Annotated in this window: 22 protein-coding genes; 14 read left to right on the top strand and 8 right to left on the bottom strand. The window is 52.3% G+C overall.

The window, feature by feature from the left end:
• Positions 1-2: 2 nt before the first annotated feature.
• Positions 3-2,117 carry a type VI secretion system tip protein TssI/VgrG gene (gene tssI, locus D6C13_RS15965; protein ID WP_120133698.1) on the bottom strand — a complete coding sequence of 705 codons (2,115 nt, stop codon included), beginning with the start codon at positions 2,115-2,117 and terminating at the stop codon, positions 3-5.
• Positions 2,118-2,344: 227 nt separating this feature from the next.
• Between tssI and tssF the strand changes: the two genes are divergently transcribed.
• From tssF to D6C13_RS15990, 5 genes are all read left to right on the top strand, one after another.
• The gene (gene tssF, locus D6C13_RS15970) at positions 2,345-4,186 is read left to right on the top strand and encodes a type VI secretion system baseplate subunit TssF (RefSeq protein ID WP_167458040.1); all 1,842 of its coding nucleotides are present in this window, start codon (positions 2,345-2,347) and stop codon (positions 4,184-4,186) included.
• A 424-nt stretch (positions 4,187-4,610) separates the two neighbouring features.
• The gene (locus D6C13_RS15975; protein WP_120133700.1) at positions 4,611-5,648 is read left to right on the top strand and encodes an NADP-dependent oxidoreductase; all 1,038 of its coding nucleotides are present in this window, start codon (positions 4,611-4,613) and stop codon (positions 5,646-5,648) included.
• 40 nt (positions 5,649-5,688) lie between these two features.
• Complete coding sequence (locus D6C13_RS15980) at positions 5,689-6,381, top strand: type 1 glutamine amidotransferase domain-containing protein (RefSeq protein WP_120133701.1); 693 nt, start codon at positions 5,689-5,691, stop codon at positions 6,379-6,381.
• Positions 6,382-6,418: 37 nt separating this feature from the next.
• Complete coding sequence (locus D6C13_RS15985) at positions 6,419-6,901, top strand: kinase inhibitor (protein ID WP_120133702.1); 483 nt, start codon at positions 6,419-6,421, stop codon at positions 6,899-6,901.
• Positions 6,902-7,023: 122 nt separating this feature from the next.
• On the top strand, positions 7,024-8,304 hold the full coding sequence (locus D6C13_RS15990; protein WP_120133703.1) for a putative acyl-CoA thioester hydrolase: 1,281 nt from the start codon (positions 7,024-7,026) through the stop codon (positions 8,302-8,304).
• Positions 8,305-8,406: 102 nt separating this feature from the next.
• On the opposite strand, the gene D6C13_RS15995 is transcribed toward D6C13_RS15990, so the two are convergent.
• Complete coding sequence (locus D6C13_RS15995; protein ID WP_120133704.1) at positions 8,407-9,918, bottom strand: methyl-accepting chemotaxis protein; 1,512 nt, start codon at positions 9,916-9,918, stop codon at positions 8,407-8,409.
• A gap of 252 nt (positions 9,919-10,170) precedes the next feature.
• Positions 10,171-11,169, bottom strand: coding sequence for a 6-phosphogluconolactonase (gene pgl / locus D6C13_RS16000; RefSeq protein ID WP_120133705.1), 999 nt, complete (start codon positions 11,167-11,169; stop codon positions 10,171-10,173).
• A 296-nt stretch (positions 11,170-11,465) separates the two neighbouring features.
• On the opposite strand from pgl, the gene D6C13_RS16005 reads away from it, so the two are divergent.
• Positions 11,466-12,287: a pyridoxal phosphatase gene (locus D6C13_RS16005; RefSeq protein ID WP_120133706.1), complete on the top strand. Its 822-nt coding sequence runs from the start codon at positions 11,466-11,468 to the stop codon at positions 12,285-12,287.
• A gap of 63 nt (positions 12,288-12,350) precedes the next feature.
• Here the strand turns inward: D6C13_RS16005 and D6C13_RS16010 are convergent, their stop codons facing one another.
• Complete coding sequence (locus tag D6C13_RS16010) at positions 12,351-12,620, bottom strand: helix-turn-helix domain-containing protein (RefSeq protein WP_120133731.1); 270 nt, start codon at positions 12,618-12,620, stop codon at positions 12,351-12,353.
• Positions 12,621-12,764: 144 nt separating this feature from the next.
• Between D6C13_RS16010 and D6C13_RS16015 the strand changes: the two genes are divergently transcribed.
• The gene (locus D6C13_RS16015; protein WP_120133707.1) at positions 12,765-13,028 is read left to right on the top strand and encodes a helix-turn-helix transcriptional regulator; all 264 of its coding nucleotides are present in this window, start codon (positions 12,765-12,767) and stop codon (positions 13,026-13,028) included.
• Positions 13,029-13,039: 11 nt separating this feature from the next.
• Here the strand turns inward: D6C13_RS16015 and modC are convergent, their stop codons facing one another.
• The 4 genes from modC to D6C13_RS16035 form a co-directional block, all read right to left on the bottom strand.
• The gene (gene modC / locus D6C13_RS16020; RefSeq protein WP_120133708.1) at positions 13,040-14,101 is read right to left on the bottom strand and encodes a molybdenum ABC transporter ATP-binding protein ModC; all 1,062 of its coding nucleotides are present in this window, start codon (positions 14,099-14,101) and stop codon (positions 13,040-13,042) included.
• Position 14,102: 1 nt separating this feature from the next.
• Positions 14,103-14,792: a molybdate ABC transporter permease subunit gene (gene modB / locus D6C13_RS16025; RefSeq protein WP_120133709.1), complete on the bottom strand. Its 690-nt coding sequence runs from the start codon at positions 14,790-14,792 to the stop codon at positions 14,103-14,105.
• A 180-nt stretch (positions 14,793-14,972) separates the two neighbouring features.
• On the bottom strand, positions 14,973-15,746 hold the full coding sequence (gene modA, locus D6C13_RS16030; protein WP_120133710.1) for a molybdate ABC transporter substrate-binding protein: 774 nt from the start codon (positions 15,744-15,746) through the stop codon (positions 14,973-14,975).
• Between the two features lie 223 nt (positions 15,747-15,969).
• Positions 15,970-16,125, bottom strand: a complete 156-nt coding sequence (locus tag D6C13_RS16035) for an AcrZ family multidrug efflux pump-associated protein (RefSeq protein WP_120133711.1) — start codon at positions 16,123-16,125, stop codon at positions 15,970-15,972.
• Positions 16,126-16,313: 188 nt separating this feature from the next.
• Between D6C13_RS16035 and modE the strand changes: the two genes are divergently transcribed.
• The 7 genes from modE to D6C13_RS16070 all read left to right on the top strand — a co-directional run bounded on the left by modE (position 16,314) and on the right by D6C13_RS16070 (position 23,836).
• The gene (gene modE, locus D6C13_RS16040; protein WP_120133712.1) at positions 16,314-17,096 is read left to right on the top strand and encodes a molybdenum-dependent transcriptional regulator; all 783 of its coding nucleotides are present in this window, start codon (positions 16,314-16,316) and stop codon (positions 17,094-17,096) included.
• A gap of 123 nt (positions 17,097-17,219) precedes the next feature.
• Positions 17,220-18,689, top strand: coding sequence for a molybdate ABC transporter ATP-binding protein ModF (modF, locus tag D6C13_RS16045; RefSeq protein WP_120133713.1), 1,470 nt, complete (start codon positions 17,220-17,222; stop codon positions 18,687-18,689).
• Between the two features lie 373 nt (positions 18,690-19,062).
• Positions 19,063-20,079: a UDP-glucose 4-epimerase GalE gene (galE, locus tag D6C13_RS16050; protein WP_120133714.1), complete on the top strand. Its 1,017-nt coding sequence runs from the start codon at positions 19,063-19,065 to the stop codon at positions 20,077-20,079.
• Positions 20,080-20,098: 19 nt separating this feature from the next.
• On the top strand, positions 20,099-21,151 hold the full coding sequence (gene galT, locus D6C13_RS16055) for a galactose-1-phosphate uridylyltransferase (protein ID WP_120133715.1): 1,053 nt from the start codon (positions 20,099-20,101) through the stop codon (positions 21,149-21,151).
• Positions 21,148-22,296 (top strand): galactokinase, encoded by a 1,149-nt coding sequence (galK, locus tag D6C13_RS16060; protein ID WP_120133716.1) that lies wholly within the window; start codon positions 21,148-21,150, stop codon positions 22,294-22,296. The genes galT and galK overlap by 4 nt, the downstream gene beginning before the upstream one ends.
• On the top strand, positions 22,290-23,336 hold the full coding sequence (gene galM, locus D6C13_RS16065; RefSeq protein WP_120133717.1) for a galactose-1-epimerase: 1,047 nt from the start codon (positions 22,290-22,292) through the stop codon (positions 23,334-23,336). Before galK ends, galM begins: the two co-directional genes overlap by 7 nt.
• Before the next feature lie 164 nt (positions 23,337-23,500).
• Complete coding sequence (locus D6C13_RS16070; RefSeq protein ID WP_112291867.1) at positions 23,501-23,836, top strand: PsiF family protein; 336 nt, start codon at positions 23,501-23,503, stop codon at positions 23,834-23,836.
• Positions 23,837-23,843 lie beyond the last annotated feature (7 nt).

The following is a 23,843-nucleotide window of genomic DNA, read 5'->3' on the forward strand; positions in this document are numbered from 1 at the left end:
AACTATCCTTCCACTTCTAGTTTCAGCGTCTTCAGCACAATCAACTCGCTACCTTCAATGGAAATAGAAAGACCTTTTAGGGAAATATGTCCATCACTTGTTAACGTTAATGACGCCGCTCCGGCATGAAGTTCAATGCCCTGACTGGCCTGAATGATTTTGGTGCCTCCGCAGATATCTTTGCTGTTGGTCCCGGAAAATAGATTTAATAATGTCCCTGCATTCAGTGTAATAATGCCGCCAGCATTAACGGTTTTAGCCCCAAGCGTTGAACTGGTATCGGTCAGATTGACGTGTTCAGTTCTGCTCCCTTCAACCCTCAGAATCATGTTTCCACTTCCCGGCGTAATACCATGCACTCCTGCTGAAAAAGCGAGGTTTTTCATGGGTTCTCCAGCACGATCCTGATATTTTGCCAAATCCATATTACGGAACCCATCACCAAAACTTTTACCGACAGACCACACGCAGTTTCCGCCGACATAGGTATTTTGCGTTCCATCGACATGAACCACATTATTTTTAGTCACCAGTGTCGCACTGTTCCCCTGCACTTTATCGACAGAATGCCGTTTAGTCAGGCTGGTGCGATCGTTGTTGATAACGTGGTTCATGTCCTTTTCGGCGTGGATATAAACCTCTTCCTGGGACGGAGCATCTTCAAATCGCAACTCGTTATAGCCGTCACCTTTGTAGGTTTTTGAGCGTATAGCCGTTTGCGTTTTCGTCGCAGGAAGATTGCCGGGAGTAAGATTATTGGCGTGATAGGTTCTGCCGGTGATGATGGGCTGGTCGGGATCGCCGTTTAAGAAATCGACAATCACTTCCTGCCCGACACGGGGTATGGCGATGTTACCGAACCCGCTTCCCGCCCATGCCTGCGAGACACGCACCCAGCAAGAACTGGATTGGTCGGCATTGTTATATCTGTCCCATGCAAATTTCACCCGCACCCGGCCATGTTTGTCACAGTAAATTTCTTCACCTGCCGGACCGGTGACCAGCGCGATTTGCGGCCCATCGATACGGGGTTTTGGCAAGGGTTCAGGCCGCCATGTCTGACTCCCTGGAATGACTTTAAACTGAGTGTTTAACGTCGTTCCTTGTCCTGTATGGCCGATCAGCGCCTGCGGTTGCTCACCATGCATATCGACGGTGACAACCTGCCAGCAATCATTTAAGTCTTCCCGGGGGTGATCGATCAGGGTAAAACATATCCCTGGTTGTAACTGTGGCGAGTTCGATATGCCGACGGCAAAATCAACCTCGTTACGCCAGCCATCAAGCTGATAACGCGCGAAATCCGCGCCATGCTGTTCATCTTTAAAGCGCCCCGGATAATCGTAAAATTCATATTCCGGTCGCTGATAAGGCATACGTTCCGGCACATGCTGATACTCGGCCTGCCAGTTGGGTGCTTTAAAAGTGTAATCTTTAGTCGTGACCTGAGCAGGACGGATTTGGGCATTACGACGAAAATGGTTTATGCAGTAAGTCTCTGCCTCAGAGGCGGCATTCGGATTGTAGGGCAGCGCAGCAATCAACGGTAAACCCGCGCGATCGTCGTTAAATATTAATCGCTGGTCGTCGCCCTCAAGATCTTCCTGCTCATAAAAAAACACGCCTTCTTCAGCGGCCAGACGTGAAATAAACGCGTAATCAGTTTCCATAAACTGTACGCAAAATTCACGCTGCGGATGTGCATTGAGCAACACTTCTTCATGGCTGCTGATATCCATTTCTGTCAGAAGCTTACCAATAATAGTTTTGGGATCGGAATTCTGAAAGCTGCGGCAGTTTCTACGCTGACTGCTACGCCAGAAAAAGGGGCGAAGAGTCATCTGATATACCGTCTGGTGCTTGCCGGTATCACCCTGTTCACAGCCGGTGATAACACCTTTAACACGTCGCATGAGGAGTTCGTCTTGCCAGATTGTCAGCACACCGGTTTCATCGAGGATATCTTCAAAAACAATAGCCTGATCGGCGCTGGCCGCACTGATATCCAGAATAAAAAGTGAAGAGTAAGACTGGCTCAGATGGAAATCGACAACGACAAATTTTTCAGCTGCCAGACCGTCGATTTCAAATGTAAATCGCGTTCCTGATGATGACATTATTTATTCCCCGGCTTTCACGCAGTTTTCATTCCATGAACATTTATGTAACACATTCAACTTAGTGTTGTATTTAAACCCAACCATTACTTTGAATAAAATTTTATGACGCTATTTATAGCATTTAATTGAATACCCATTTTTATCTCCGCAATTTGATTCTCATCAATTTTATGACATTAAAAAAAGGCATTATTGGGATTAAACACCCCCTGGGAGAAATAAACATGAACAATGACGAACGCTATTATCGGGAAGAATTAGACTATTTACGACAACTGGCAAAAATGTTGGCGATAGAAAATCCGCATTTAAAATCGTTTCTGGAAAGTAAAGATTCAGAACATGAAATAGAAAGGTTATTTGAAGCTTTTTCAATTTTATCAGGTCATGTGAGAACTCGAATTGAAGATTCATTTCCGGAAATAACACATCCCCTGCTTCACAACTTATGGCCGAATTATTTACGCCCAACGCCTTCAATGACAATTATCGAATATGTGCCCGATGTAGACGAAATCACTATGCCTGTCGTGATCAATAAAGGAATGTTTTTACAAAGTGATCCGGTTCAGGCTGAGTCCGTAAATCAAAAGGATAAAATAGTCAGGCGTTCTCTGCCGACTTGCACATTCACCCTGAGTCGCGATGTCTGGCTGATGCCTTTGCATATTGATACGATTAACGCTCAGAGCAGTCTTAAAAATAGCAAAATGGACATTACTATTTCTATCAGTCGCCTGACTGATCTTAACACTCTGGATCTTAATAAACTTCGATTCTGGCTAAACGGGGAAGATGAGTATACGCGTTATCAGTTGTATCTCTGGTTATCGGTCAATACTGTTAAATTAGAACTACTCGTGGGTAAATATAATATACCGCAACCTGACATGGTCATTTCAGCGGCAGGTTTTGAAAGAAGCGATGCGCTCTTACCATATCCTGAAAACAGCAGCGACGGATTTAGAATATTACAAGAGTATTTATGCTATCCAGATAGTTTTATGTTTTTTGACATAGCAGGAAGCCGTAATCTTCCGCTTAAAGTATTCGCTGAAAAGTTTACGTTAAGAATTCATTTCAACACTCCCTTCCCGCCCGACCTTAATATCAGGAATACCACCTTACGCCTGCACTGTTCTCCTGCCGTGAATACTTTCCCACATGAAAGTAAAAGGCTCAACAGAAATGAAGGTGTCAAAAGTCATCCTGTATTATTCAACACCCGCCATCAGGAATATTATGATATTTTTTCTATTTCCCATGTCAAAAACAAAATACGGTCAGGGGATAAACGTAAAGGTAAAACCGGAAAATCACCTGAGCAGTATTACCAGGCACTGAACAACATTCGCGGAAGAGCTCGCGTTACCGGAGAAAACGACCCGATTTATTATCATTTGCGTCAGTTACCGTCGCTTTTGCATAACCGGTTTGATCATCGTATTTCATTCGTCCATGCGGATGGCCGCCCCGCTTCTTTACCAGAGTCAGGTAAAAAGAGAGAAGAAATCACGCTCTCAATGATTTGTACCAACAGGGAAATACCTGAGTTTCTCAGAACTGGCGATATTAACTGCACAACGGAGATTAATCCGGCAGTGATTTCTTTCACAAATATCACCCGTCCGACCTTCCCCTTACCGCCGGTAACGGCAGAGCAACAGCATTGGTCTTTGCTTTCCAGCATGAATCTCAGCTATCTGACGTTGCTGGATGTTGAAGGGATCCGGCAGGTCATACGCGACTTCGATTTATCGGGTATTTACCACCCGAATCTGGCAGGGATTTCAGCTAAAAAACTGGAGGCCATTGAAAGGATTGATACACAACCGCTCGATCTGCTGTTCAAAAGGATCCCGGTGCGCGGCAGCCATTCAACATTGTTTATGCAACCGTCAGTATTTTCCTGCACCGGCGAAATGTATTTACTCGGGACGGTTCTGTCGTACGTTTTCGCGATGTATTCCAGTGAAAATAGCTTTCATATGCTCAAAATGGTGGTTCTTGATACGCAAGAATGTTTCGAGTGGGAAGCCAGAAAGGGACAACACAAGCTGATGTAGCAGAAATGATTTGAAGAAGGCCCCTGCCTGCGGCAACGATTTATAGCTGGAGCTGGAGCGCAGAATGCTTTCTAAGCTGCCTGTCCGGCAGTGAACCTGTTGGCATTTCAGGTTTACCCTTTGAACTGCAAAAGATTATGCCTTTTTACGCACAGAGATCTTCTTTTTCTGATGGTCAATTCGACAATTTAAAATCAATGCGTTAACGATGGCAATAAATGAGGTTGATCACTGAGTAATCATTAACACTCCCACACTTCTCTTCTTCGCACAGCAGAGAATCATGATCACATTTGCGGGTAAACCCTCCGAATTATTCAAACATGGCATAAAGCGCTTGGTTCGAAAACTGTTTAGCGTCCTATACTTATTCCCAATTACGTAAGCTTTTAACTTTCTTATAAGAAAACGAAAAGGAATGACTATGCCTCAGTTACAGTCTGAAAACCGCCGCATCGTGCTGGCTTCACGTCCTCACGGTAAACCTGTCGATGACAATTTCCGTCTGGAAAAGGCTCCGTTACCGCAAGCTAAAGACGGGCAGTTATTGCTGCGCACCGTGTGGCTTTCGCTCGACCCTTATATGCGCGGACGCATGAGCGATGCGCCCTCCTACGCCGCGCCGGTACAAATCGGTGAAGTGATGACCGGTGGCGCGGTTTCGCGCGTTGTGGAATCTAAAAGCGCGGATTTCAAAGCCGGTGATTTAGTGGTCGGCAGCACCGGCTGGCAGGATTATTCCGTTGCCGATGCCAAAGCGGTGAAGAAGCTGGAAGGCGCGGCACTGAAACAGCCCTCTCTGGCGCTGGGCGTTTTAGGTATGCCGGGCTTCACAGCCTTCATGGGCCTGCTGGATATCGGTGAACCGAAACCGGGCGAAACGCTGGTGGTGGCGGCAGCAACCGGTCCGGTCGGTTCGCTGGTCGGGCAGATTGGTAAAATCAAAGGCTGTCGCGTGGTAGGTATCGCGGGCGGCGAAGAAAAATGCCGTTACGCGGTAGAGCATTTCGGGTTCGATGAATGTCTGGATCACCGCGCGCCGGATCTGGATAAACGCCTGAAAGCGGCCTGTCCGGACGGTATCGACGTGTATTTCGAAAACGTCGGTGGCGCGGTATTTGACGCCGTGCTGCCTCTGCTTAACACCAAAGCGCGTATTCCGGTGTGCGGACTGGTTTCGCAGTACAACGCCACCGGACTCAAAGACGGACAAGATCGCCTGTCGCTGCTGACCGGGACTATCCTGAAGAAACGCATGCGCGTGCAGGGCTTCATTATCTTTGATGATTACGGCCATCGTTATCCGGAGTTTGCAAAACAGATGAGCGAATGGTTTGAAGCCGGAAAAATCAAATTCCGCGAAGATATTGTGGAAGGTCTGGAGAGCGCCCCGCAGGCGTTCTTTGGTCTGCTTGAGGGTAAAAACTTTGGCAAACTGGTCGTTCGTGTCGGGCAGGACTGATCCCTGAAACATCGGCCCGGATGCGTCCACAGGAGGTAACATGAAATTACTGATTGTATTGACATCACACGATAAACTCGGCGAAACCGGCAAGAAAACGGGCTTCTGGCTCGAAGAATTCACCGCACCCTATTATGAGTTTCTGGATGCGGGCGCTGAACTGACGCTGGCTTCGCCCAAAGGCGGGCAACCGCCGCTGGATCCGAAAAGCTCTGAGCCGGATGCCCAGACGGAAACCACTGCGCGTTTTCACAAAGATGACGAAGCCAGACAGGCACTGGCGCATACCGTGAAACTCAGTGAGGTCAGCGCGGATGACTTTGATGCTGTCTTCTATCCCGGCGGTCACGGGCCGTTATGGGATCTGGCAGAGGATGCGCATTCTGTCGCGCTGATCGAAGCGTTCTGGAAGGCAGATAAACCGGTTTCTGCCGTGTGTCATGCACCGGGCGTTCTGCGCAATGTCCTGATTGATGGCACGCCGCTGGTCAAAGACAAACGTGTGACCGGGTTTAGTAACAGCGAAGAAGACGCCGTCGGCCTGACCGATATCGTGCCCTTTCTGGTCGAGGATGAGCTGAAGAAAAACGGCGGCGATTACAGCAAAGCCGCCGACTGGCGTCCTTATGCCGTCACCGACGGCAAGCTGATTACCGGCCAGAATCCGGCGTCTTCCAAAACAGTCGCCCAGGCCTTGCTGAAAATGCTGGGCGGGGCCGAAATCAGCAAGTAATCTGACGGGCATCCCTTTACCAAAAGATGAGGATTTTATGGCATTTACACTGACCAGTAATGATTTGCGCGATGGCGACAAAATGCCGGAAACGCAGGTTTTTAACGGCATGGGCTACAACGGCGACAATTTGTCACCGCATCTGGCTTGGTCCGGCGCACCGGAAGGCACCAAAAGTTTTGTGATTACCGTTTACGACCCCGATGCACCGACCGGTTCCGGCTGGTGGCACTGGGGCGTAGCGAATATTCCGGCTGACGTTACCGAATTGGCGCAAGGCGCAGGCTCCGGTAAAGGCGGTTTACCTGCCGGTGCCGTACAGACCCGCACCGACTTTGGCAAAGCCGGTTATGGCGGTGCAGCCCCTCCGCAGGGCGAACACCATCACTATCATTTCACCGTCTACGCCATCGATACAGAAACGCTGGAAGTGGATGAAAATGCCAGCGGCGCTTATCTCGGCTTCAATGTGCATTTCCATACTCTCGGCAAAGCATCACTGACAGTGATATACAGCTGATTCCTGTGGTATAAAAGACGCAGAAAAGGTGGTCAGTTTTTACTGGCCACCGTTTTTTTATTGCGGCGATGACCGCAACATTGAAAAAAAGAACAATCTTCTTCATCAAGGAGTCAGTCACAGTGAAAATTTCCACCCTGTCGCGCGCGTGCGCTATGTTGTCTGCCAGCCTGATCCTGGCGGCATGTAGCAGCAGCCATCAAGGCTTGTCCAGCCAGGTTGCTCCGGGCACCGCGTCACTGCCCGTGTTATCTGCGGACGAAGCGGCCAACTTTACAGCGAAAAATTATCTGGCCTTTGGCGGCCCTTCTTTGCAGGTTCAGCAGCAGGGCTGGTTCCCTAAACTGGCAAGCACTGACGGCGCGAAAACCGACTTCGTGGTCGGCCCGCAGTTAGGCATCGACGGTGCAGCTTACGCGAACGTTCAGCAGGCAGTGAATGCCGCGCTGGCAGTGCGTAATCACGGCGAACGTATCTTCATTAAAATTCTGCCGGGCACCTACAACGGCGCGGTCTACATTCCTGCTGGCGCACCGCCGATCACCCTGTTCGGTGCCGGCAACAGCTCCGCTGACGTGACCCTGGCACAAGGCCTGGAAGCTTCCGTCGCGCCAGCCGTTTACCGTTCAACCGTCAGTCCTGCCGGGCAGTTCCTGCCAGGTGACCGCGCGTACTACATGTTCCAGAACTGTGCGACTCAGACCGCTGAAACCATCGGCACCGGTTGTACCGCGACCGTCTGGTCACAGAGCAGCAGCCTGCAATTGCAGAATCTGACCATTGGTAATTCCCTGCTTGATACCGTGGATGGCGGCGATCACTCCGCTGTGGCACTTCGTACCGACGGAGATAACATCATTCTGGATAACGTGCGCCTGATTGGCCGCCAGAATACCTTTATGGCCAATACCGCCAATATCCATAATCAGACTGACAACAGCCGCTACAGCCGTGTTTACGTGCATAACAGCCTGATCGTCGGTGATGTGGATTACGTGTTTGGTCGCGCCAATGCGGTATTCGATCACGTTGAATTCCACACCATCAGCAGCCGTGGCGTGAAACAGGCGTCCGTATTTGCGCCAAATACCCCGGCAACTGCGCCTTACGGCTTCCTGGTCATTGACAGTAACCTGACCGGTGACCGTGGTTTCGAGCAGGCCGCTAAAGCGAAAATGGGCCGTACGTGGGATGCGAGCGATGCCAGCAGCCAGCTGGTGATCCGCGACAGCAGCTTCGATAACAGCTACGACCAGCTGCACCCGTGGGGCAATTCAGTCTTCTCCGGCCAACCTTTTGCGGGTAACGTGCCGAAAGATGAGAAACAACAGCGTAATCTGAACGACACCAACTTCAACCGCCTGTGGCAGTACAACAACGTGCTGACACAGCCAGCGAAGTAATTTCGTCTGACGTGGTGATTTAACGTCATAAAAAACCGCCGGGGTGCAGTTCAGAACTCCGGCGGTTTTTTTTCGTTTTGAGAATGTCGGGCAGAGTAAAGGTTACAGCGCTTCGTTGCCCAGACGGAATACCGACACGGTGCGCTCCAGGTTCACCGCCTGTTCATCGAGTGATGCCGCCGCGCTGGCCGACTGCTGGACCAGCGCAGAGTTTTGCTGCGTCACGGTATCCATTTCTGCCACCGCCAGCGCAATCTGACTGATGCCACGGCTCTGCTCGTCAGAAGCCGAGGCTATCTCATGAATGATCTGCGTGACGTGGCGGACTGAGCCGACAATCTCTTCCATCGTGTCACCGGCTCTGGCAACCAGCTGCGAACCATTGTTAACGTTGGCGACCGATTTGCCGATCAGCCCTTCAATCTCTTTCGCTGCCTGACCGCTGCGTTGTGCAAGGCTGCGGACTTCACTGGCGACGACGGCGAATCCGCGCCCCTGCTCGCCCGCCCTCGCTGCTTCGACGGCTGCATTCAGCGCCAGAATGTTGGTCTGGAAAGCGATGCTGTTGATGACGGTGGTGATTTCAGAAATCTGTTTCGAGCTGACTGTAATCTCTTTCATCACACCGACGACATCCGCCACCAGTTTTCCACCGCGTGCGGCGGTGCTGGCCGCATCCGACGCCAGCTGGCTGGCCTGCGTGGCGTTATCGGCATTCTGTTTCACCGTAGAAGTCAGCTGCTCCATGCTCGCCGCCGTTTGCCCGAGCGCGGCGGCCTGCTCCTCCGTGCGCGCCGACAGGTCAATATTGCCTGCGGCAATTTCGCCTGAAGCGCGCGTCACCTGCATCACCCCTTCGCGGATATCGCCAATAATGCCGTGCAGGTTCTGATTCATGGTTTCGATAGCGCGGCTCAGTTGCCCGACTTCGTCAAAACTGTGGCTGGAGGCATGAGTTGATAAATCCCCGGCGGCGATGCGCTCGGCAGTTTGCAGCGTCCGGCGCAGCGGCAGTGTCAGCTGCCGGGTCATACGCCACGATATCAGCGCGCCGGCAATAATGGTCGCCACAATAATCACCAGCATCTCAGAAATAGTACGACTCACTTCATGGTGCAGACTGGTCATCTCGTGATTGAGGAGAGTGTTGGAGGCAGAAGTCAGCGCGAGCCCGGCGGCGGCCAGCTGAGCACTTATCTGCTGCGTATCACTGCCTGCGGGCGGATTGAGCGTATGCTGCCAGCTTTCGCGATAACGAAGGATGTTATCCGGCATCGCATCCACTAATGTCTGGTCACCGCTGGCCCAGGAATGTGCGGCGACATCGGTGCGGACGGTTTCAAGTTTATCCAGTGCCTGACGGTTTTCTTCAACAAATTTGGGGTCTTTGCTGGCCATATACGAAAGCCGGGAAAACTTAGCCTCATTCAGCAAGTCGTTCATGTTTTTTAGCAGCGTGGATTTTTCGGCGCGTTCATTAATGCTGGTGAGATGGCAGATGCCGGATACGGCGATTGATGATCCCAACAGCAGCACCAGCGCAAAGCCTGCGCCAAGCTTACTGGCGATGGTGGCATGGCGAACCTGGCCAGCGATCCCTGAAAGTACATTCATTTTCTTCTCCCTGATTTCCAAAAGGACTGATTCTCAAGCGGCATATGCCACGAGAATGAGTGAAATACGGGAGAGTTATCGACCAGTGGGGAATAACATTTAGCAGAAAATGCAATTATTCTTAACTATCTGTAATACGCATTTGGAAATAAAAAAGCCCCTTATTACAGGAGCTTGATCATAATATCGCGACGGGATTATTGCTAAGCCGAAAAGTAAACGTTAGAAAAACTGACCAGTCACTCTGAGTGATTAATTAATTTCCAGAATGCTTACCCACATCGGGCCTTTGCCCACCGGGTAGGTTTTGAGTGTCGTCAGCTGACCGTTTGCCGGGTCAATTTTCGCTACTTCAATCGCATCAGATTTCTGACCGGCAGTGATCACGAACTGGCCGGAATGGTCGATATTGAAACCGCGCGGCTGCGTCTGAGTGGCGTGATGCCCGACCAGCTCCAGTTCACTGCCATCCGCGGAGACGGTCAGGATCGAAATCAGGCTGGCGGTGCGGTCTGAAGCGTAGAGGTATTTACCGTCTGGCGTAATGTGCAAATCGGCTGCCCAGCAGGTGCCGGAAAAATCATCCGGCATAATGCCCAGTGCCTGCACCTGACGATATTCACCGCTGGCGACGTCTTTCTGGTAAACATCCACACTGCTGTTCAGCTCGTTGACACAGTAGGCAAAATGATGATTCGGATGGAACGCCATGTGGCGCGGACCGGCACCTTCCACGGTTTTCAGCTCAGCAGAAGCATGCGGCGTTGCCTCACCTTTCACGCTGAAATCGAACTGGCGGATGCGGTCTTCTTTCAGCGCCGGGATCATCAGCAGATGGTTGGTCGGATCAATATTGGCAGAATGCGGCGCCTGAATATTTTCCAGAACCTGCACCGGTGCCAGCGCGTGGCCTTTTTCATTCAAAGGATGAATGCTGACATTGTTGAAGCTGTAAGAAGCCGAGAACACAAAACGCCCTTGCAGATCGATGCCCAGATGCGTGGGACTGCCCGGTAATGGCGCCATCGCGCCTTCTTCCAGTTTACCTTCACTGTCAACGTGGTAAGTCAGCACGCCAAACTCAGGGCGAACGCCGACATACAAACGATGCCCATCAGGATGAACAACCATCGGCTGCACCTGTCCCGGAACTTCCACCGTTTGCAGCAGGCTCAGCTCACCATTGTCCGCCAGACGAAAAGCGTGGATTTGCTGGCTCTCAGGGCTGGCAACGTAGACAACTTGCTTCATCACATCTCCTTATTAAGAATCAAATAGTTGTAATACCCAAAATAGTTCGAGTTGCAGGAAGGCGGCAAACGAGAGAATCCCGATGAGCTTACTAAAGTAAGTGATTCGGGTGAGCGAGCGCAGCCAACGCATCTGCAACTTGAAATATGCCGGGTATTGAGCGTAGCTCAGGTTAACACGATTCCCCAACGCTCTGGCGGCACCTTTAGTGCCGGATACCCAGTTTAATTAGCAGGCTAAAAAAGGTAATATGGCGATAATTTCTCCGATCCTCCTTCAATTACGACGGACTGCTCATGACTTATCGCATCATCGCGCTCGATCTCGACGGTACACTGCTGGACCGCCAAAAACGTATCCTTCCTGAATCCCTTGCCGCTCTGGCCGATGCCCGCGCACAGGGTGTCAAAGTGGTAGTGGTCACCGGACGTCATCACGTGGCAATACATCCGTTTTATCAGGCATTGCAGCTCGATACACCTGCTATCTGCTGTAACGGCACGTATTTGTATGATTATCAGGCACGTAAGGTCTTATCGTCTGATCCGCTCGACAGCGTGAAAGCCAAAAAAGTGATCGACCTGCTGGAGTATCACGGTATTCACGGTTTGTTGTATGTCGATGATGCCATGCAGTATCAGCAACCCAGCGGTCATGTGAGCCGTTCTATCGCCTGGGGGCAAACCCTGCCGGAACATCAGCGCCCGAACATTATTCAGGTGAACAGCCTGCGCGAGGCGGCTGATGAAGCGCAATCCATCTGGAAATTCGCGACGTCGCATCAGGATCTTGACGCACTGCATACTTTTGCGGCACAGGTCGAAAACGAGCTGGGTCTGGCGTGTGAATGGTCATGGCACGATCAGGTGGATATCGCCAAAGGCGGCAACAGCAAAGGCCGTCGTTTGCAGGAATGGGTCGAATCTCAGGGCATGAGCATGCAGGATGTCGTGGCGTTTGGCGACAACTACAATGACCTGAGCATGCTGGAAAATGTCGGTCTGGGTGTGGCGATGGGCAATGCGGCTGATGCCATCAAAGAACGTGCGGCGCTGGTCATTGGCGACCACGAAACACCGGGGATCGCCGACGTTATCCGCAGTAAAGTGCTCAACTGATTAGGCTTGTACGCCTTCCCTTGCTTTTGAGGGAAGGCGTTATTCTTGTGACCCGGACATGGGTTATTCTTCTGTCTCCGCTTTAATCTTTGGCGCTCTGATTGAACGGGTGATCAGACATTGCTTGTCGTCGAAATAACGACTTGGCCAGATGCTTGACGCAGGAACACCCAGCGCCTGTGCAATCAGCATTTCACCTTTTGCCCAGGGACGCGCCAGTGCGTTTGCCAGCGTTGAAGACCCCAAACCTGCCTGACGTGATACTGCTGCCAGTGTGGTTCTTTTCTTGCGTAATCCGGCGATGATATCTGCGGGATGCCAGTCATTTTCCATTTTCATCGTTCATCCTTTCGTTATTGATACAGTCATCAGAAATTTTCACTACACTTTCCGGTTACAACGTTCAGTAACTCTAAACAACAATGATGTTAAGGGATGCTTAACATAACGTCAATACAGTTTTTATGGTTATTGGTTATGATCCCTCACCGACTGAAGTCAGCACGAGCAAAAGCAAAACTTACGCAGGAAAAATTAGGTGTTTTGGCGGGTATTGATGAAAGCACCGCGCGCTCGCGGGTTTCTCAATATGAAAGCGGCACGTACAGCCCGAACTTCGACACCATGTGTCATTTCGCCCGCGTTCTGAACGTGCCGGAATGCTATTTCTATATCATTGACGATGCGTTTGCCGAACAGATTCTGGCGCTTTACGAAGTGTTTCGCGCTGCGCAAAAATAACGCCCGACAGATTAACGGTTTACCGACACGCTTTTGATCTGCGCATAAAGCCACTGTCCGGCGCGGATCATCAGTTCATCGCGCGCCCACGGCGTGATGCGGGCCCAGATAATGTGGTCGGCCATCGCCAGTTTTACTTCCACCTGATTGCCGATATCCAGACATTCCAGCACCTTAGCGGGCAGAACATTTCGGATCGTGCTGTTGTTGGCCATCGGTTGCAGCACCAGTGAAACATCGGTGGAATTAACGCGAATACGCAGCAGCGTGCCGGGCGCTTCTTCCACTTTGCTTATCCACAGCCGCTGATCTCCCACCGCCAGCGCCGTCATTTCATAACGCGGATGATGTTCCAGCACGCTGACGTTCAGCACGCTGCTCTGTTCCGCTTTTGGCAGCCACGGACGCATCACATTGCTCGCCCAGACTTCCTCCAGTGCGCCCATCGCCAGCACTTTTCCGGCATCCAGTACCAGCACCTTTTCCGCCAGACGCAAAATCTCATCCAGGCTGTGCGTGACGTATAAAATCGGAATGCTGACTTCCTGCGCCAGACGCTCCAGATACGGCATCAGTTCCCGTTTACGTGGGATATCCAGCGCCGCCAGCGGTTCGTCCATCAGCAGAATTTCCGGCGCAGTCAGTAATGCGCGGCCAATCGCCACCCGCTGCTTTTCGCCACCGGATAAAGTGAGCGGAAAACGATCCAGTAAAGCTTCAATGCCAAGCAGACGGACGATGCTGTCGAACTGACCACGCATCGACGCCGCCATGCCGTATTGCAGGTTTCCCTTCACGCGATAATGCGGGAACAACCGCGCATCCTGGAAAACATAGCCCACGCGACGCTTCTCAGGCGGCAAAAAAATGTGGTTTTGCGTATCCGACAAGATACGGCCGTTTAAGGTGATAAGGCCATTATCCGGTTTTGTCAGCCCGCCGATGGCGTTAATCAGCGACGTTTTGCCTGCACCTGACAGGCCAAAAATGGCCGTAATCCCCTGTGCCGGTAAATTTTGCGTGATCTGTAAATCCAAATCGCCCAGCTTTTGACTGAAATCGAGTTCGAGCATTTCAGCCTCCCAGCCGGATACGGCTGCGTTTTGCCAGCCAGTCAGAAATCAGTAATGCTGCCAGAGACAACAGGATCGCCAGCACGCAAAGGCGTGCGGCGGCACTTTCCGCGCCCGGCGTTTCAATCAGGGTATACATCGCCAGCGGAATAGTGCGGGTCTCACCGGGAATGTTCGACACGAAGGTAATGGTCGCGCCAAATTCCCCCAGTGAACGGGCGAAGGCCAGCACGACGCCGACAATGACGCCGGGCACCGAGAGCGGCAAAGTAATGGTGAAAAAGACCCGCCACGGCGAAGCACCGAGCGTACGGGCAGCGAGTTCAAGTTTCGGATCAACCGCTTCGAGTGACTGGCGTATCGCGCGGACCATCAGCGGAAATGCCACCACGGCGGACGCGAGTACAGCGCCGTGCCAGCTGAAACTAAAGCTGAATCCAAACCATTCATATAAACGCTGGCCGATAAAGCCGCGCCGCCCCATCACTACCAGCAACAAATAGCCGATGACCACCGGTGGCAATACCAGCGGCAGATGGATAATGCTGTCGAGCAGGGATTTGCCGGGAAAGCGGCAGCGGACCAGGATCCACGCCATCAGAATTCCAAGTGGCAGACTGCAAACGACGGCCAGACTCGATACTTTCAGACTAAGAAGTACCGCCTGCCACTCATATTCACTCAACATCATGTCGGTTTGTTAATCCTGAAGTAAATGTGCTGCTAAAGATAAAATATCGGCAAAAAATTAAAAGCCTTTAATCACGGATGCCGGCACCCGCAAAGTATCTGCCGGGCGGACAGGCGTTGAGACAAAAAAGCCATCCCCTGCGGCGATGGCTTTAGTGTTTTATCAGACGCACAGATTACGTTAACCGCGCGGAGTGAAACCGTATTTTTTGAAGATTTCCGCGGCCGCCGGGGTTTTCAGATAATCATAGAAACCTTTAACGGTGGCATTGTCATGGTCTTTAACAATCGCCATCGGGTATTCAACCGGTTTATGGCTGGATGCCGGGAAGATGCCTGCCACTTTCACTTTTTTACTGGCAACGGCGTCAGAACCGTAAACGATGCCAACCGGCGCTTCTTCACGCTCGACCAGCGCCATTGCCGCACGAACGTCGCTGGCACGCGCCAGTTTAGGTTCCAGCGTGGTCCAGGCACCCAGTTTTTGCAGCGCTTCTTTCGCGTAGATACCGGCCGGAACGTGGTCCGGATCACCGACCGCCAGACGGCTGTCGCCAATCAGTTTGGTCCACTCGGTTTTATCAGAAATATCGACTTTATCGATTTTGCTGCTGGCCGCAGAAATCAGTACCAGCTCATTGCCCAGCAAGGTGTAACGGGTGTTATCGACCATTTGCTGTTTGCTTATCACATAATCCATCCACTGCTGATCGGCAGAAATGAACATATCCGCAGGTGCGCCCTGCTCAATCTGGCGAGCCAGCGTCGAAGAGGATGCGAATGATGAAACAACCTGCACACCTTTTTCTTTCTGATATTGGGTGGCGATATCTTGCAATGCGTTGGTCAGGGACGCGGCGGCAAAAACAGTGATTTTTTCGGCAGCCTGCGCCTGAACACTGACGCCAGCAACCAGAACGGTCGCGGTAAATAATTTGCCCCAGGTGTATTTCATCGGATTTCCTTCCTGTTATAGATAGCGAATACGTTATGTACGCGCAACGTTATGTAGAAATAAATATAACGAGAAAAAAAACGATGTCATCCGGTTTTTCCGCACTCTGCTGAAGAAGCGGAAGTTCTTTGATCTCACGCGGAAATGATCTCACCAGGAAAATAGAAAGCCCGGCACAATGGCCGGGCTTCTGGGAAATGCTTTCTCAGCAAACACTCATCTTTTAGTAATGAGGTTTCTCGCGGGACTCTTTAGAGTGACCGACGTGGGAGATGAGGTTGAATATTTCGCCCAGTCCCCAGATCAGACCCAGGATCACAGCGATGAAGACCGGCACCATGATGGCAGCGAAAAGCAAACTTTCTAATAGTTCTAACATGATAGCCTCACTTAGCTGGCTGAACCGCCCGCAGACGGTGTAGGACTTCTTGTATGAAGTCAAAAACGTAAATCAAACTGTGGCTGATAATAACAGCCTGGGGCTGTAATTACTTTAGCATTTAGCCAACTTGCCTGCCTGTGGGTTTAGCGGCGACAATAGAGCATGATTCATTTAAGGAAGCCGCAATGCAAGCCGAAATTCTCTTAACTCTCAAGCTTCAGCAACGCTTGTTCGCCGATCCACGTCGTATCGAATTATTGCGGCAAGTGCGTCACACCGGTTCAATCAGCCAGGGCGCGAAGCTTGCGGGGATCAGTTATAAAAGCGCATGGGATGCCATCAATGAGATGAATCAGCTTGCGGATGAGTCGCTGGTTGACCGCAGTACCGGCGGCAAAGGCGGCGGCGGCGCGGTGCTGACCCCTTACGGCGAGCGCCTGATCCAACTTTATGAGCTGCTGGCGCAAATCCAGCAAAAAGCTTTTGATGTGCTCAAAGAAGATTCCCTGCCGCTGGACAGTCTGCTGGCAGCGATTTCGCGTTTCTCACTGCAAACCAGCGCACGCAATCAGTTTTTCGGTACTGTGGTGGAACGCACGCATCAGACCGTTCAGCAGCATATTGATATCCTGCTGGCGGACGGAAAAACGCAAATCCGCGCTGCCATTACCGAGCAAAGTGCCGATCGTCTGGCGCTGACGCCGGATAAAGAAGTGCTGGTGCTGATTAAAGCGCCGTGGATAACGCTTGGATTTAGCGCTGAAAACACCCACAACGCGCTGCGCGGCGATGTCACCAGCATTCAGCGCGGCGAGAAAAACAGCGAAGTGCTGGTAAAATTACTCAGCAGCGAGACATTGTGCGCGACGGTGCCAAACGCCGACATGGATAGACTGGCGCTGAAAACCGGTCAGACGGTCTTTGCTCAGTTCGACAACGATAAGGTCATTATTGCCACCCTGTGCTAAAAACGGGCAATTAATCAGTATCTTGCAAAATCAGCGTTTTCATTTTGCAGAATTGTCAATTGACTTGCGAAGGTGCAGCGCTTATCCCTTATTTTATAATCATTTCAAAATGAGAGATAAAAAATGTCGTCGTTGCATATTTCGCAAGGCGTTTTCCGCCTCAGTGACACCCGAACCCTCACACTTTCTGAACTCAACATCGCAGAGGCCGACAGCTGGGCCTTTGTCGGCTCAAACGGCAGCGGTAAATCCGCTCTCGCCCGCGCACTGGCGGGTGACCTGACGTTGCTCAAAGGTATCCGCGAAAACAGTTTTGCGCATATCGTCCGCCTCTCGTTTGAACAATTACAGAAGCTGGTCGCCGATGAGTGGCAGCGTAATAACACCGATTTACTCAGTGAAGGTGAAGACGACACCGGCCGCACGACCGCTGAAATCATTCAAGATGAAGTGCGTGATCCGGCCCGTTGCGCCGCCCTCGCCGCACAGTTTGGTATTGAGAAATTACTCGAGCGCCGCTTTAAATATTTATCGACCGGTGAAACCCGCAAAACGTTGCTGTGTCAGGCACTGATGCAACAACCCGATTTGCTGGTGCTAGATGAACCGTTTGATGGTCTCGACGTCAACGCCCGCGCGCAACTGGCAGAATTACTTGAGAAGCTTTCCGGCGAAGGCCAGACGATGGTACTGGTGCTTAACCGCTTCGATGACATTCCGGCATTTGTGAAAAATGTCGGCGTGCTGGCTGACTGTACGCTGGCCTCGGTGGGCCCGCGCGAGCAGGTGATGGCCGATGCGCTGGTCGCACAACTGGCGCACAGCGAAAGCCTGAGCGGTATGGCTGTGCCGCAAGCGGAGGATCCGACTGCCCGCGTCAGTCCGCCAGCAGACAGTCCGCTGATCGTACTGCGTGACGGCGTGGTGCAGTATAACGACAAACCGATTTTGCATAACCTGAGCTGGCAGGTGGAGATCGGTCAGCACTGGCAGATCACCGGCCAGAATGGTGCGGGGAAATCCACGCTGCTGAGTCTGATTACCGGCGACCACGCGCAGGGATACAGTAACGTTCTGACGCTGTTTGGTCGTCGACGTGGCAGCGGTGAAACCATCTGGGATATCAAACGCCACATCGGTTACGTCAGCAGCAGCCTGCATCTGGATTACCGCGTCAGCACCAGCGTGCGCAATGTGATTACTTCCGGTTTCTTCGATTCGATTGGGATTTATCAGGCAGTGTCTGATCGCCAGCGATTCCTGACCTCACAATGGCTGGAACTGCTCGGGCTGGGTGGCGACGCCGGTGATACGCCGTTCCACAGTTTATCCTGGGGACAACAGCGGCTGGCGCTGATTGCCCGCGCGCTGGTTAAGCATCCTGCCTTATTGATTCTCGACGAACCGTTGCAGGGGCTGGATCCGATCAACCGCCAGCTGGTACGCCGTTTTGTCGATATTCTGATTGGCGAAGGCGAAACGCAGCTGCTGTTTGTTTCGCATCACGCCGAAGATGCGCCGCAATGTATTACGCATCGCCTGAGCTTTATCCCTGACGGCGATATTTACCGCTATCAGATTGACGCCCTGTAACGAGCTCTGGCTTTCCGGCAACGGAAGGCCAGCTTTCATCATGTTTTCATTCATCCATCCGCTTTTATAGTTCCCGCTGCGTTGTCATTTCTGCCCAATCACTCTGTGCATTCACACGGATGTAGTCTGAAAATGAGCGTCAAACGTTGATTCAGATAACGCAGCACACTTAGTGTAAGCGATTACACAAGCCGTCATTTCTGACTTGCCACCTGAAGTCGCAGGCTTTCTGTACGGCGCACAGCACCTGTCTGCACATAATGAAAGGTGGTAAACTGTTTGTGTAAGCGATTCCATTTTATTGGGGATGGATCACCTTTTTCAGCCTTGCAGCGTGATATCGTTGCATCAAGATAATCATCGGGGAACTCTTATGTACGTCTTAGTCACAGGTGGTAGCGGTTACATTGGCAGTCATACTTGCGTGCAATTGATTGATGCAGGCTATACGCCAATCATTCTGGATAACCTTCACAACAGCAAAGTCAGCGTGCTTGAGCGCATTAATACGCTGACCGGCAAAACGCCACTGTTCTATGAAGGAGACATTCGCGACCGCGCCCTCCTCGATAAAATTTTCAGTGAACATCATATCCACTCCGTGATTCATTTCGCGGGCTGGAAAGCCGTGGGTGAATCCGTGGCAAAACCGCTGGCGTACTACGACAACAACGTCACCGGCACACTGGTATTGCTCGAAGCCATGCGCGCTGCGGGCGTCAAAAACATGATTTTCAGCTCGTCGGCGACTGTGTATGGCGACCAGCCCAAAACGCCGTACGTCGAAGACTTCCCGACCGGCAATCCTTCCAGCCCGTATGGCCGCAGCAAACTGATGGTCGAGCAGATTCTGGAAGACGTGCAGCGTGCAGAACCGGAATGGAGCATGACGCTGCTGCGTTACTTCAACCCGGTCGGGGCGCATCCGTCTGGCCTGATGGGCGAAGACCCGCAGGGCGTGCCGAATAACCTGATGCCATTTATCGCGCAGGTGGCGGTAGGTCGTCGTGAGTCCGTGGCCATTTTCGGCAACGACTATCCGACCCCGGACGGTACCGGCGTGCGTGATTACATCCACGTGGTGGACCTGGCTGATGGCCATATCGCGGCGATGAAAACCCTGCATAACAAAGCGGGCGTACATATTTATAACCTGGGCGCGGGCTTTGGTCACAGCGTGCTGGATGTGGTTAACGCCTTCAGCAAAGCCTGCGGCAAGCCGGTGAATTACAAGTTTGCTCCACGTCGCGATGGCGACTTACCGGCGTATTGGGCGGATCCGACTAAAGCGGCGAAAGAGCTGCATTGGAAAGTCACCCGCACGCTGGAAGACATGGCCAATGACACCTGGCTGTGGCAGTCGAAAAACCCGCAGGGCTACCCGGATTAAGGAGCACTAAGGAAAGTTTATGACAACGTTTAACCCGATTGATCACCCGCATCGCCGCTACAATCCGCTGACCGATCAGTGGGTTTTAGTCAGTCCTCATCGCGCCAAGCGTCCGTGGCAGGGCCAGCAGGAAGCCGTTTCGCAGGAAGTGCTGCCGGTACATGATCCGGACTGTTTCCTGTGTCCGGGTAATACCCGTGTGACCGGCGATGTGAACCCGAAATACACCGGCACCTTTGTGTTCACCAACGATTATGCCGCGCTGATGCCGGACACGCCGTTTGCGCCGGAAAACGAAGACCCGCTGATGCGCGTTCAGAGCGCACGCGGCACCAGTCGTGTGATTTGCTTCTCGCCGGACCACAGCAAAACGCTGCCGCAACTGTCGGTGGAAGCGCTGACGGAAATCGTCAGAACCTGGCAGGAACAGAGTGCGGATCTGGCAAAAACCTATCCGTGGGTGCAGGTTTTCGAGAATAAAGGCGCCGCGATGGGCTGCTCGAATCCACATCCTCATGGTCAGATCTGGGCCAACAGTTTCCTGCCAAACGAAGCCGAGCGTGAAGATCGCCTGCAACGTGACTACCTGGAAAAACAGGGCTCGCCGATGCTGGTCGATTACGTGCAGCGTGAGCTGGCAGATGGCAGCCGTATCGTGGTCGAAACACAACACTGGCTGGCGGTGGTGCCTTACTGGGCGGCGTGGCCGTTCGAAACGATTTTACTGCCGAAAGTGCATGTGAAACGCATTACTGAGCTTTCTGATGAACAGCGGAGTGATCTCGCGCTGGCGCTGAAAAAACTGACCAGCCGCTACGACAATTTGTTCCAGTGCTCTTTCCCGTATTCCATGGGCTGGCACGGCGCGCCGTTTACCGAAGGCGACCACGAACACTGGCAGTTGCATGCGCATTTCTATCCACCGTTGCTGCGTTCAGCGACAGTGCGCAAATTCATGGTCGGCTACGAAATGCTGGCTGAAACCCAACGCGACCTGACAGCGGAACAAGCCGCAGAGCGTCTGCGGGCGGTGAGTGATGTTCATTATCGTGAGGCCGGAGAAAAACAATGAAACTGAAAACCAAGACCCTGGAAATCTTTGCCGATAAATTTGGCTACCCTGCGACCATTACCATCAAAGCACCGGGCCGCGTAAACCTGATTGGCGAACATACCGACTATAACGACGGCTTCGTGCTGCCGTGCGCCATCGACTATGAAACAGTCATCGCCTGCGCGCAGCGCAACGACCGCACGATCCGTGTGATTGCCGCCGATTACGATAATGACGAAGACAGCTTCTCTCTCGATGAGCCGATTTTGCACACCGACGCGCACCCGTGGGCCAACTACGTGCGTGGCGTGGTGAAACATTTGATGCTGCGTAACAAGGATTTCTCCGGCGCAGATATGGTGATCAGCGGCAACGTGCCACAGGGCGCAGGTCTGAGTTCATCGGCATCGCTGGAAGTGGCGGTCGGTCAGGCGCTGAAATCATTGTACGACCTTCCGCTGGACGGCGTGGCGCTGGCGCTGAACGGCCAGGAAGCAGAGAACCAATTCGTCGGCTGTAACTGCGGCATTATGGATCAGCTGATTTCCGCCCTCGGCAAAGAAAATCACTCGCTGCTGATCGACTGCCGTTCGCTGGAAACCCGCGCGGTCTCCATGCCGGAAAGCGCTGCGGTAGTCATCATCAATTCCAACGTGAAACGCGGTCTGGTTGACAGCGAATACAATGCCCGTCGCGAACAATGCGAAGTGGCGGCCCGCTTCTTCGGCGTGAAAGCACTGCGTGATGTTGACCCTGCCCTGTTCTTCTCCATTCAGGATGAACTGGATCCGGTGGTGGCCCGTCGTGCACGTCACGTGATCACTGAAAACGACCGCACACTGGCGGCAGCTGATGCACTGGCCAGTGGTGACCTGAAACGTATGGGCGAACTGATGGCGGAATCTCACGCCTCCATGCGCGATGATTTCGAAATCACCGTTCCGCAAATCGACAAGCTGGTAGAAATCGTCAAAGAAGTGATTGGCGATAAAGGCGGTGTACGTATGACCGGCGGCGGCTTCGGCGGTTGCATCGTGGCACTGGTACCGCAAGATATGGTGGAAAAAGTCCGTGACGCGGTTGAACAGCAATATCACGCCCACAGCGGCCTGAAAGAAACTTTCTACGTTTGCACCGCTTCACAAGGAGCAGGCATATGTTAAAACCTGAAAACACACAGCTGGCGCCCGATGGCCAGCCGTTTGAACAGGTGACGCTACAGAATGCGGCGGGCGCTACCGCCACATTTATGGACTGGGGTGCGACCTGGTTATCCTTCACTCTGCCGCTGGCGGATGGCTCCACGCGTGAGCTGCTGCTCGGCTGTCAGTCGCCACTGGATTACATGAATCAGAGCGCGTATCTGGGTGCCACCGTGGGGCGTTATGCTAACCGTATCGCCCGCTCGCAGTTTGAAATTGACGGTAAACCGCATCTGGTGGTCGCCAATCAGGGCGTTCATCAGCTGCACGGCGGGCCGGAAGGTTTCCATGCGCGTCGCTGGAAAATCCTGGAGCAAACCGCGCAGAAACTGACTTTTGAGTTGTTTTCTGCCGATGGTGATCAGGGTTATCCGGGCAATATGACCGCTAAAGTACATTATCAGCTGACGGACGATAACCGTCTGGAAATTCGTTACGAAGCGACTGTCGATAAGCTGTGTCCGGTTAATCTGACCAATCACGCGTATTTCAATCTCGATGGCGAAGGGACTGACGCGCGCCAGCACAAGCTGCAACTGTTTGCTGACCGCTTCCTGCCGGTCGACAGCGACGGTATTCCGTGCGCCGATCCGACGCCGGTTGAACATACCGGTATGGATTTCAACGCCGCAAAAACGCTGGCGAAAGATTTCCTCGCTGACCGCGATCAGCAGCGGGTGAAAGGTTATGACCACGCTTACCTGCTGAACCGCTCGTGCAATACCGGTTCCAATCCGGCTGCGCATTTGTGGTCTGCGGACGGTAAAGTGAAAATGACCATGTTTACCTCAGCGCCTGCCGTACAGCTTTACAGTGGCAATTTCCTTGGCGGAACACCTAATCGCAGCGGCGGCGAATATGCCAGCTACAGCGGTGTGGCACTGGAAAGTGAATTCCTGCCGGACAGCCCGAATCACGCGACCTGGTCACAGCCAAGCTGCTGGATTAAACCGGGGCAGACGTATAAATCTGCCACGACTTATCAGTTCTTCGCGCTATAACGCCTTACAGACAGGGTCCCCCGGCCCTGTCTTCATTCATTCCGACTTCGGCAAATTTGTGACTCACAGCGCATCTGTATCAGCACATTTTCAGCTAAAGACATTTCCCGCATCTACGCTTAGAGAGTGTCCTGCATAAAAGGACGTTTAATAAGGAATTCGATATGCGTTTACCTGTTGTGTTATCCCTGCTGGCAACGCTGTGTGCGGCTGGCTCCGCTCTGGCGGCCGATCCTGTGAAAGTGCCTTCTCCTGCTCAGACTGAGCAACGCCAAAAGATGACCGACTGTAATCAGCAGGCCACCACTCAGTCACTGAAAGGCGACGACCGTAAAAAATTCATGAGCCAGTGCCTTAAGGCGGAAACCAAACCGGCAACGGCTGGCATGACGCCTCAGCAGGAGAAAATGAAAACCTGTAACGCCGACGCGGCGAAAAAAGAACTGAAAGGCGATGCCCGTAAAACCTTCATGAGTACCTGCCTGAAAAAAGCCAGCTAACTGCTGT

This window comes from Rahnella woolbedingensis, from assembly GCF_003602095.1.
Taxonomy (GTDB): Bacteria; Pseudomonadota; Gammaproteobacteria; order Enterobacterales; family Enterobacteriaceae; genus Rahnella; species Rahnella woolbedingensis.

What these genes read in the sequence shown, in the direction of transcription:
- galM (WP_120133717.1), top strand. Translation starts at nt 22,290, where the DNA reads ATGTTAAAACCTGAAAACACACAGCTGGCGCCCGATGGCCAGCCGTTT.
- galT (WP_120133715.1), top strand. Translation starts at nt 20,099, where the DNA reads ATGACAACGTTTAACCCGATTGATCACCCGCATCGCCGCTACAATCCG.
- D6C13_RS16070 (WP_112291867.1), top strand. Translation starts at nt 23,501, where the DNA reads ATGCGTTTACCTGTTGTGTTATCCCTGCTGGCAACGCTGTGTGCGGCT.
- tssI (WP_120133698.1), bottom strand. Translation starts at nt 2,117, where the DNA reads ATGTCATCATCAGGAACGCGATTTACATTTGAAATCGACGGTCTGGCA.
- galE (WP_120133714.1), top strand. Translation starts at nt 19,063, where the DNA reads ATGTACGTCTTAGTCACAGGTGGTAGCGGTTACATTGGCAGTCATACT.
- tssF (WP_167458040.1), top strand. Translation starts at nt 2,345, where the DNA reads ATGAACAATGACGAACGCTATTATCGGGAAGAATTAGACTATTTACGA.
- D6C13_RS15985 (WP_120133702.1), top strand. Translation starts at nt 6,419, where the DNA reads ATGGCATTTACACTGACCAGTAATGATTTGCGCGATGGCGACAAAATG.
- modF (WP_120133713.1), top strand. Translation starts at nt 17,220, where the DNA reads ATGTCGTCGTTGCATATTTCGCAAGGCGTTTTCCGCCTCAGTGACACC.
- D6C13_RS15995 (WP_120133704.1), bottom strand. Translation starts at nt 9,918, where the DNA reads ATGAATGTACTTTCAGGGATCGCTGGCCAGGTTCGCCATGCCACCATC.
- modA (WP_120133710.1), bottom strand. Translation starts at nt 15,746, where the DNA reads ATGAAATACACCTGGGGCAAATTATTTACCGCGACCGTTCTGGTTGCT.
- D6C13_RS15980 (WP_120133701.1), top strand. Translation starts at nt 5,689, where the DNA reads ATGAAATTACTGATTGTATTGACATCACACGATAAACTCGGCGAAACC.
- modB (WP_120133709.1), bottom strand. Translation starts at nt 14,792, where the DNA reads ATGATGTTGAGTGAATATGAGTGGCAGGCGGTACTTCTTAGTCTGAAA.
- D6C13_RS16010 (WP_120133731.1), bottom strand. Translation starts at nt 12,620, where the DNA reads ATGGAAAATGACTGGCATCCCGCAGATATCATCGCCGGATTACGCAAG.
- galK (WP_120133716.1), top strand. Translation starts at nt 21,148, where the DNA reads ATGAAACTGAAAACCAAGACCCTGGAAATCTTTGCCGATAAATTTGGC.
- modE (WP_120133712.1), top strand. Translation starts at nt 16,314, where the DNA reads ATGCAAGCCGAAATTCTCTTAACTCTCAAGCTTCAGCAACGCTTGTTC.
- modC (WP_120133708.1), bottom strand. Translation starts at nt 14,101, where the DNA reads ATGCTCGAACTCGATTTCAGTCAAAAGCTGGGCGATTTGGATTTACAG.
- D6C13_RS15975 (WP_120133700.1), top strand. Translation starts at nt 4,611, where the DNA reads ATGCCTCAGTTACAGTCTGAAAACCGCCGCATCGTGCTGGCTTCACGT.
- D6C13_RS16035 (WP_120133711.1), bottom strand. Translation starts at nt 16,125, where the DNA reads ATGTTAGAACTATTAGAAAGTTTGCTTTTCGCTGCCATCATGGTGCCG.
- D6C13_RS16015 (WP_120133707.1), top strand. Translation starts at nt 12,765, where the DNA reads ATGATCCCTCACCGACTGAAGTCAGCACGAGCAAAAGCAAAACTTACG.
- D6C13_RS16005 (WP_120133706.1), top strand. Translation starts at nt 11,466, where the DNA reads ATGACTTATCGCATCATCGCGCTCGATCTCGACGGTACACTGCTGGAC.
- pgl (WP_120133705.1), bottom strand. Translation starts at nt 11,169, where the DNA reads ATGAAGCAAGTTGTCTACGTTGCCAGCCCTGAGAGCCAGCAAATCCAC.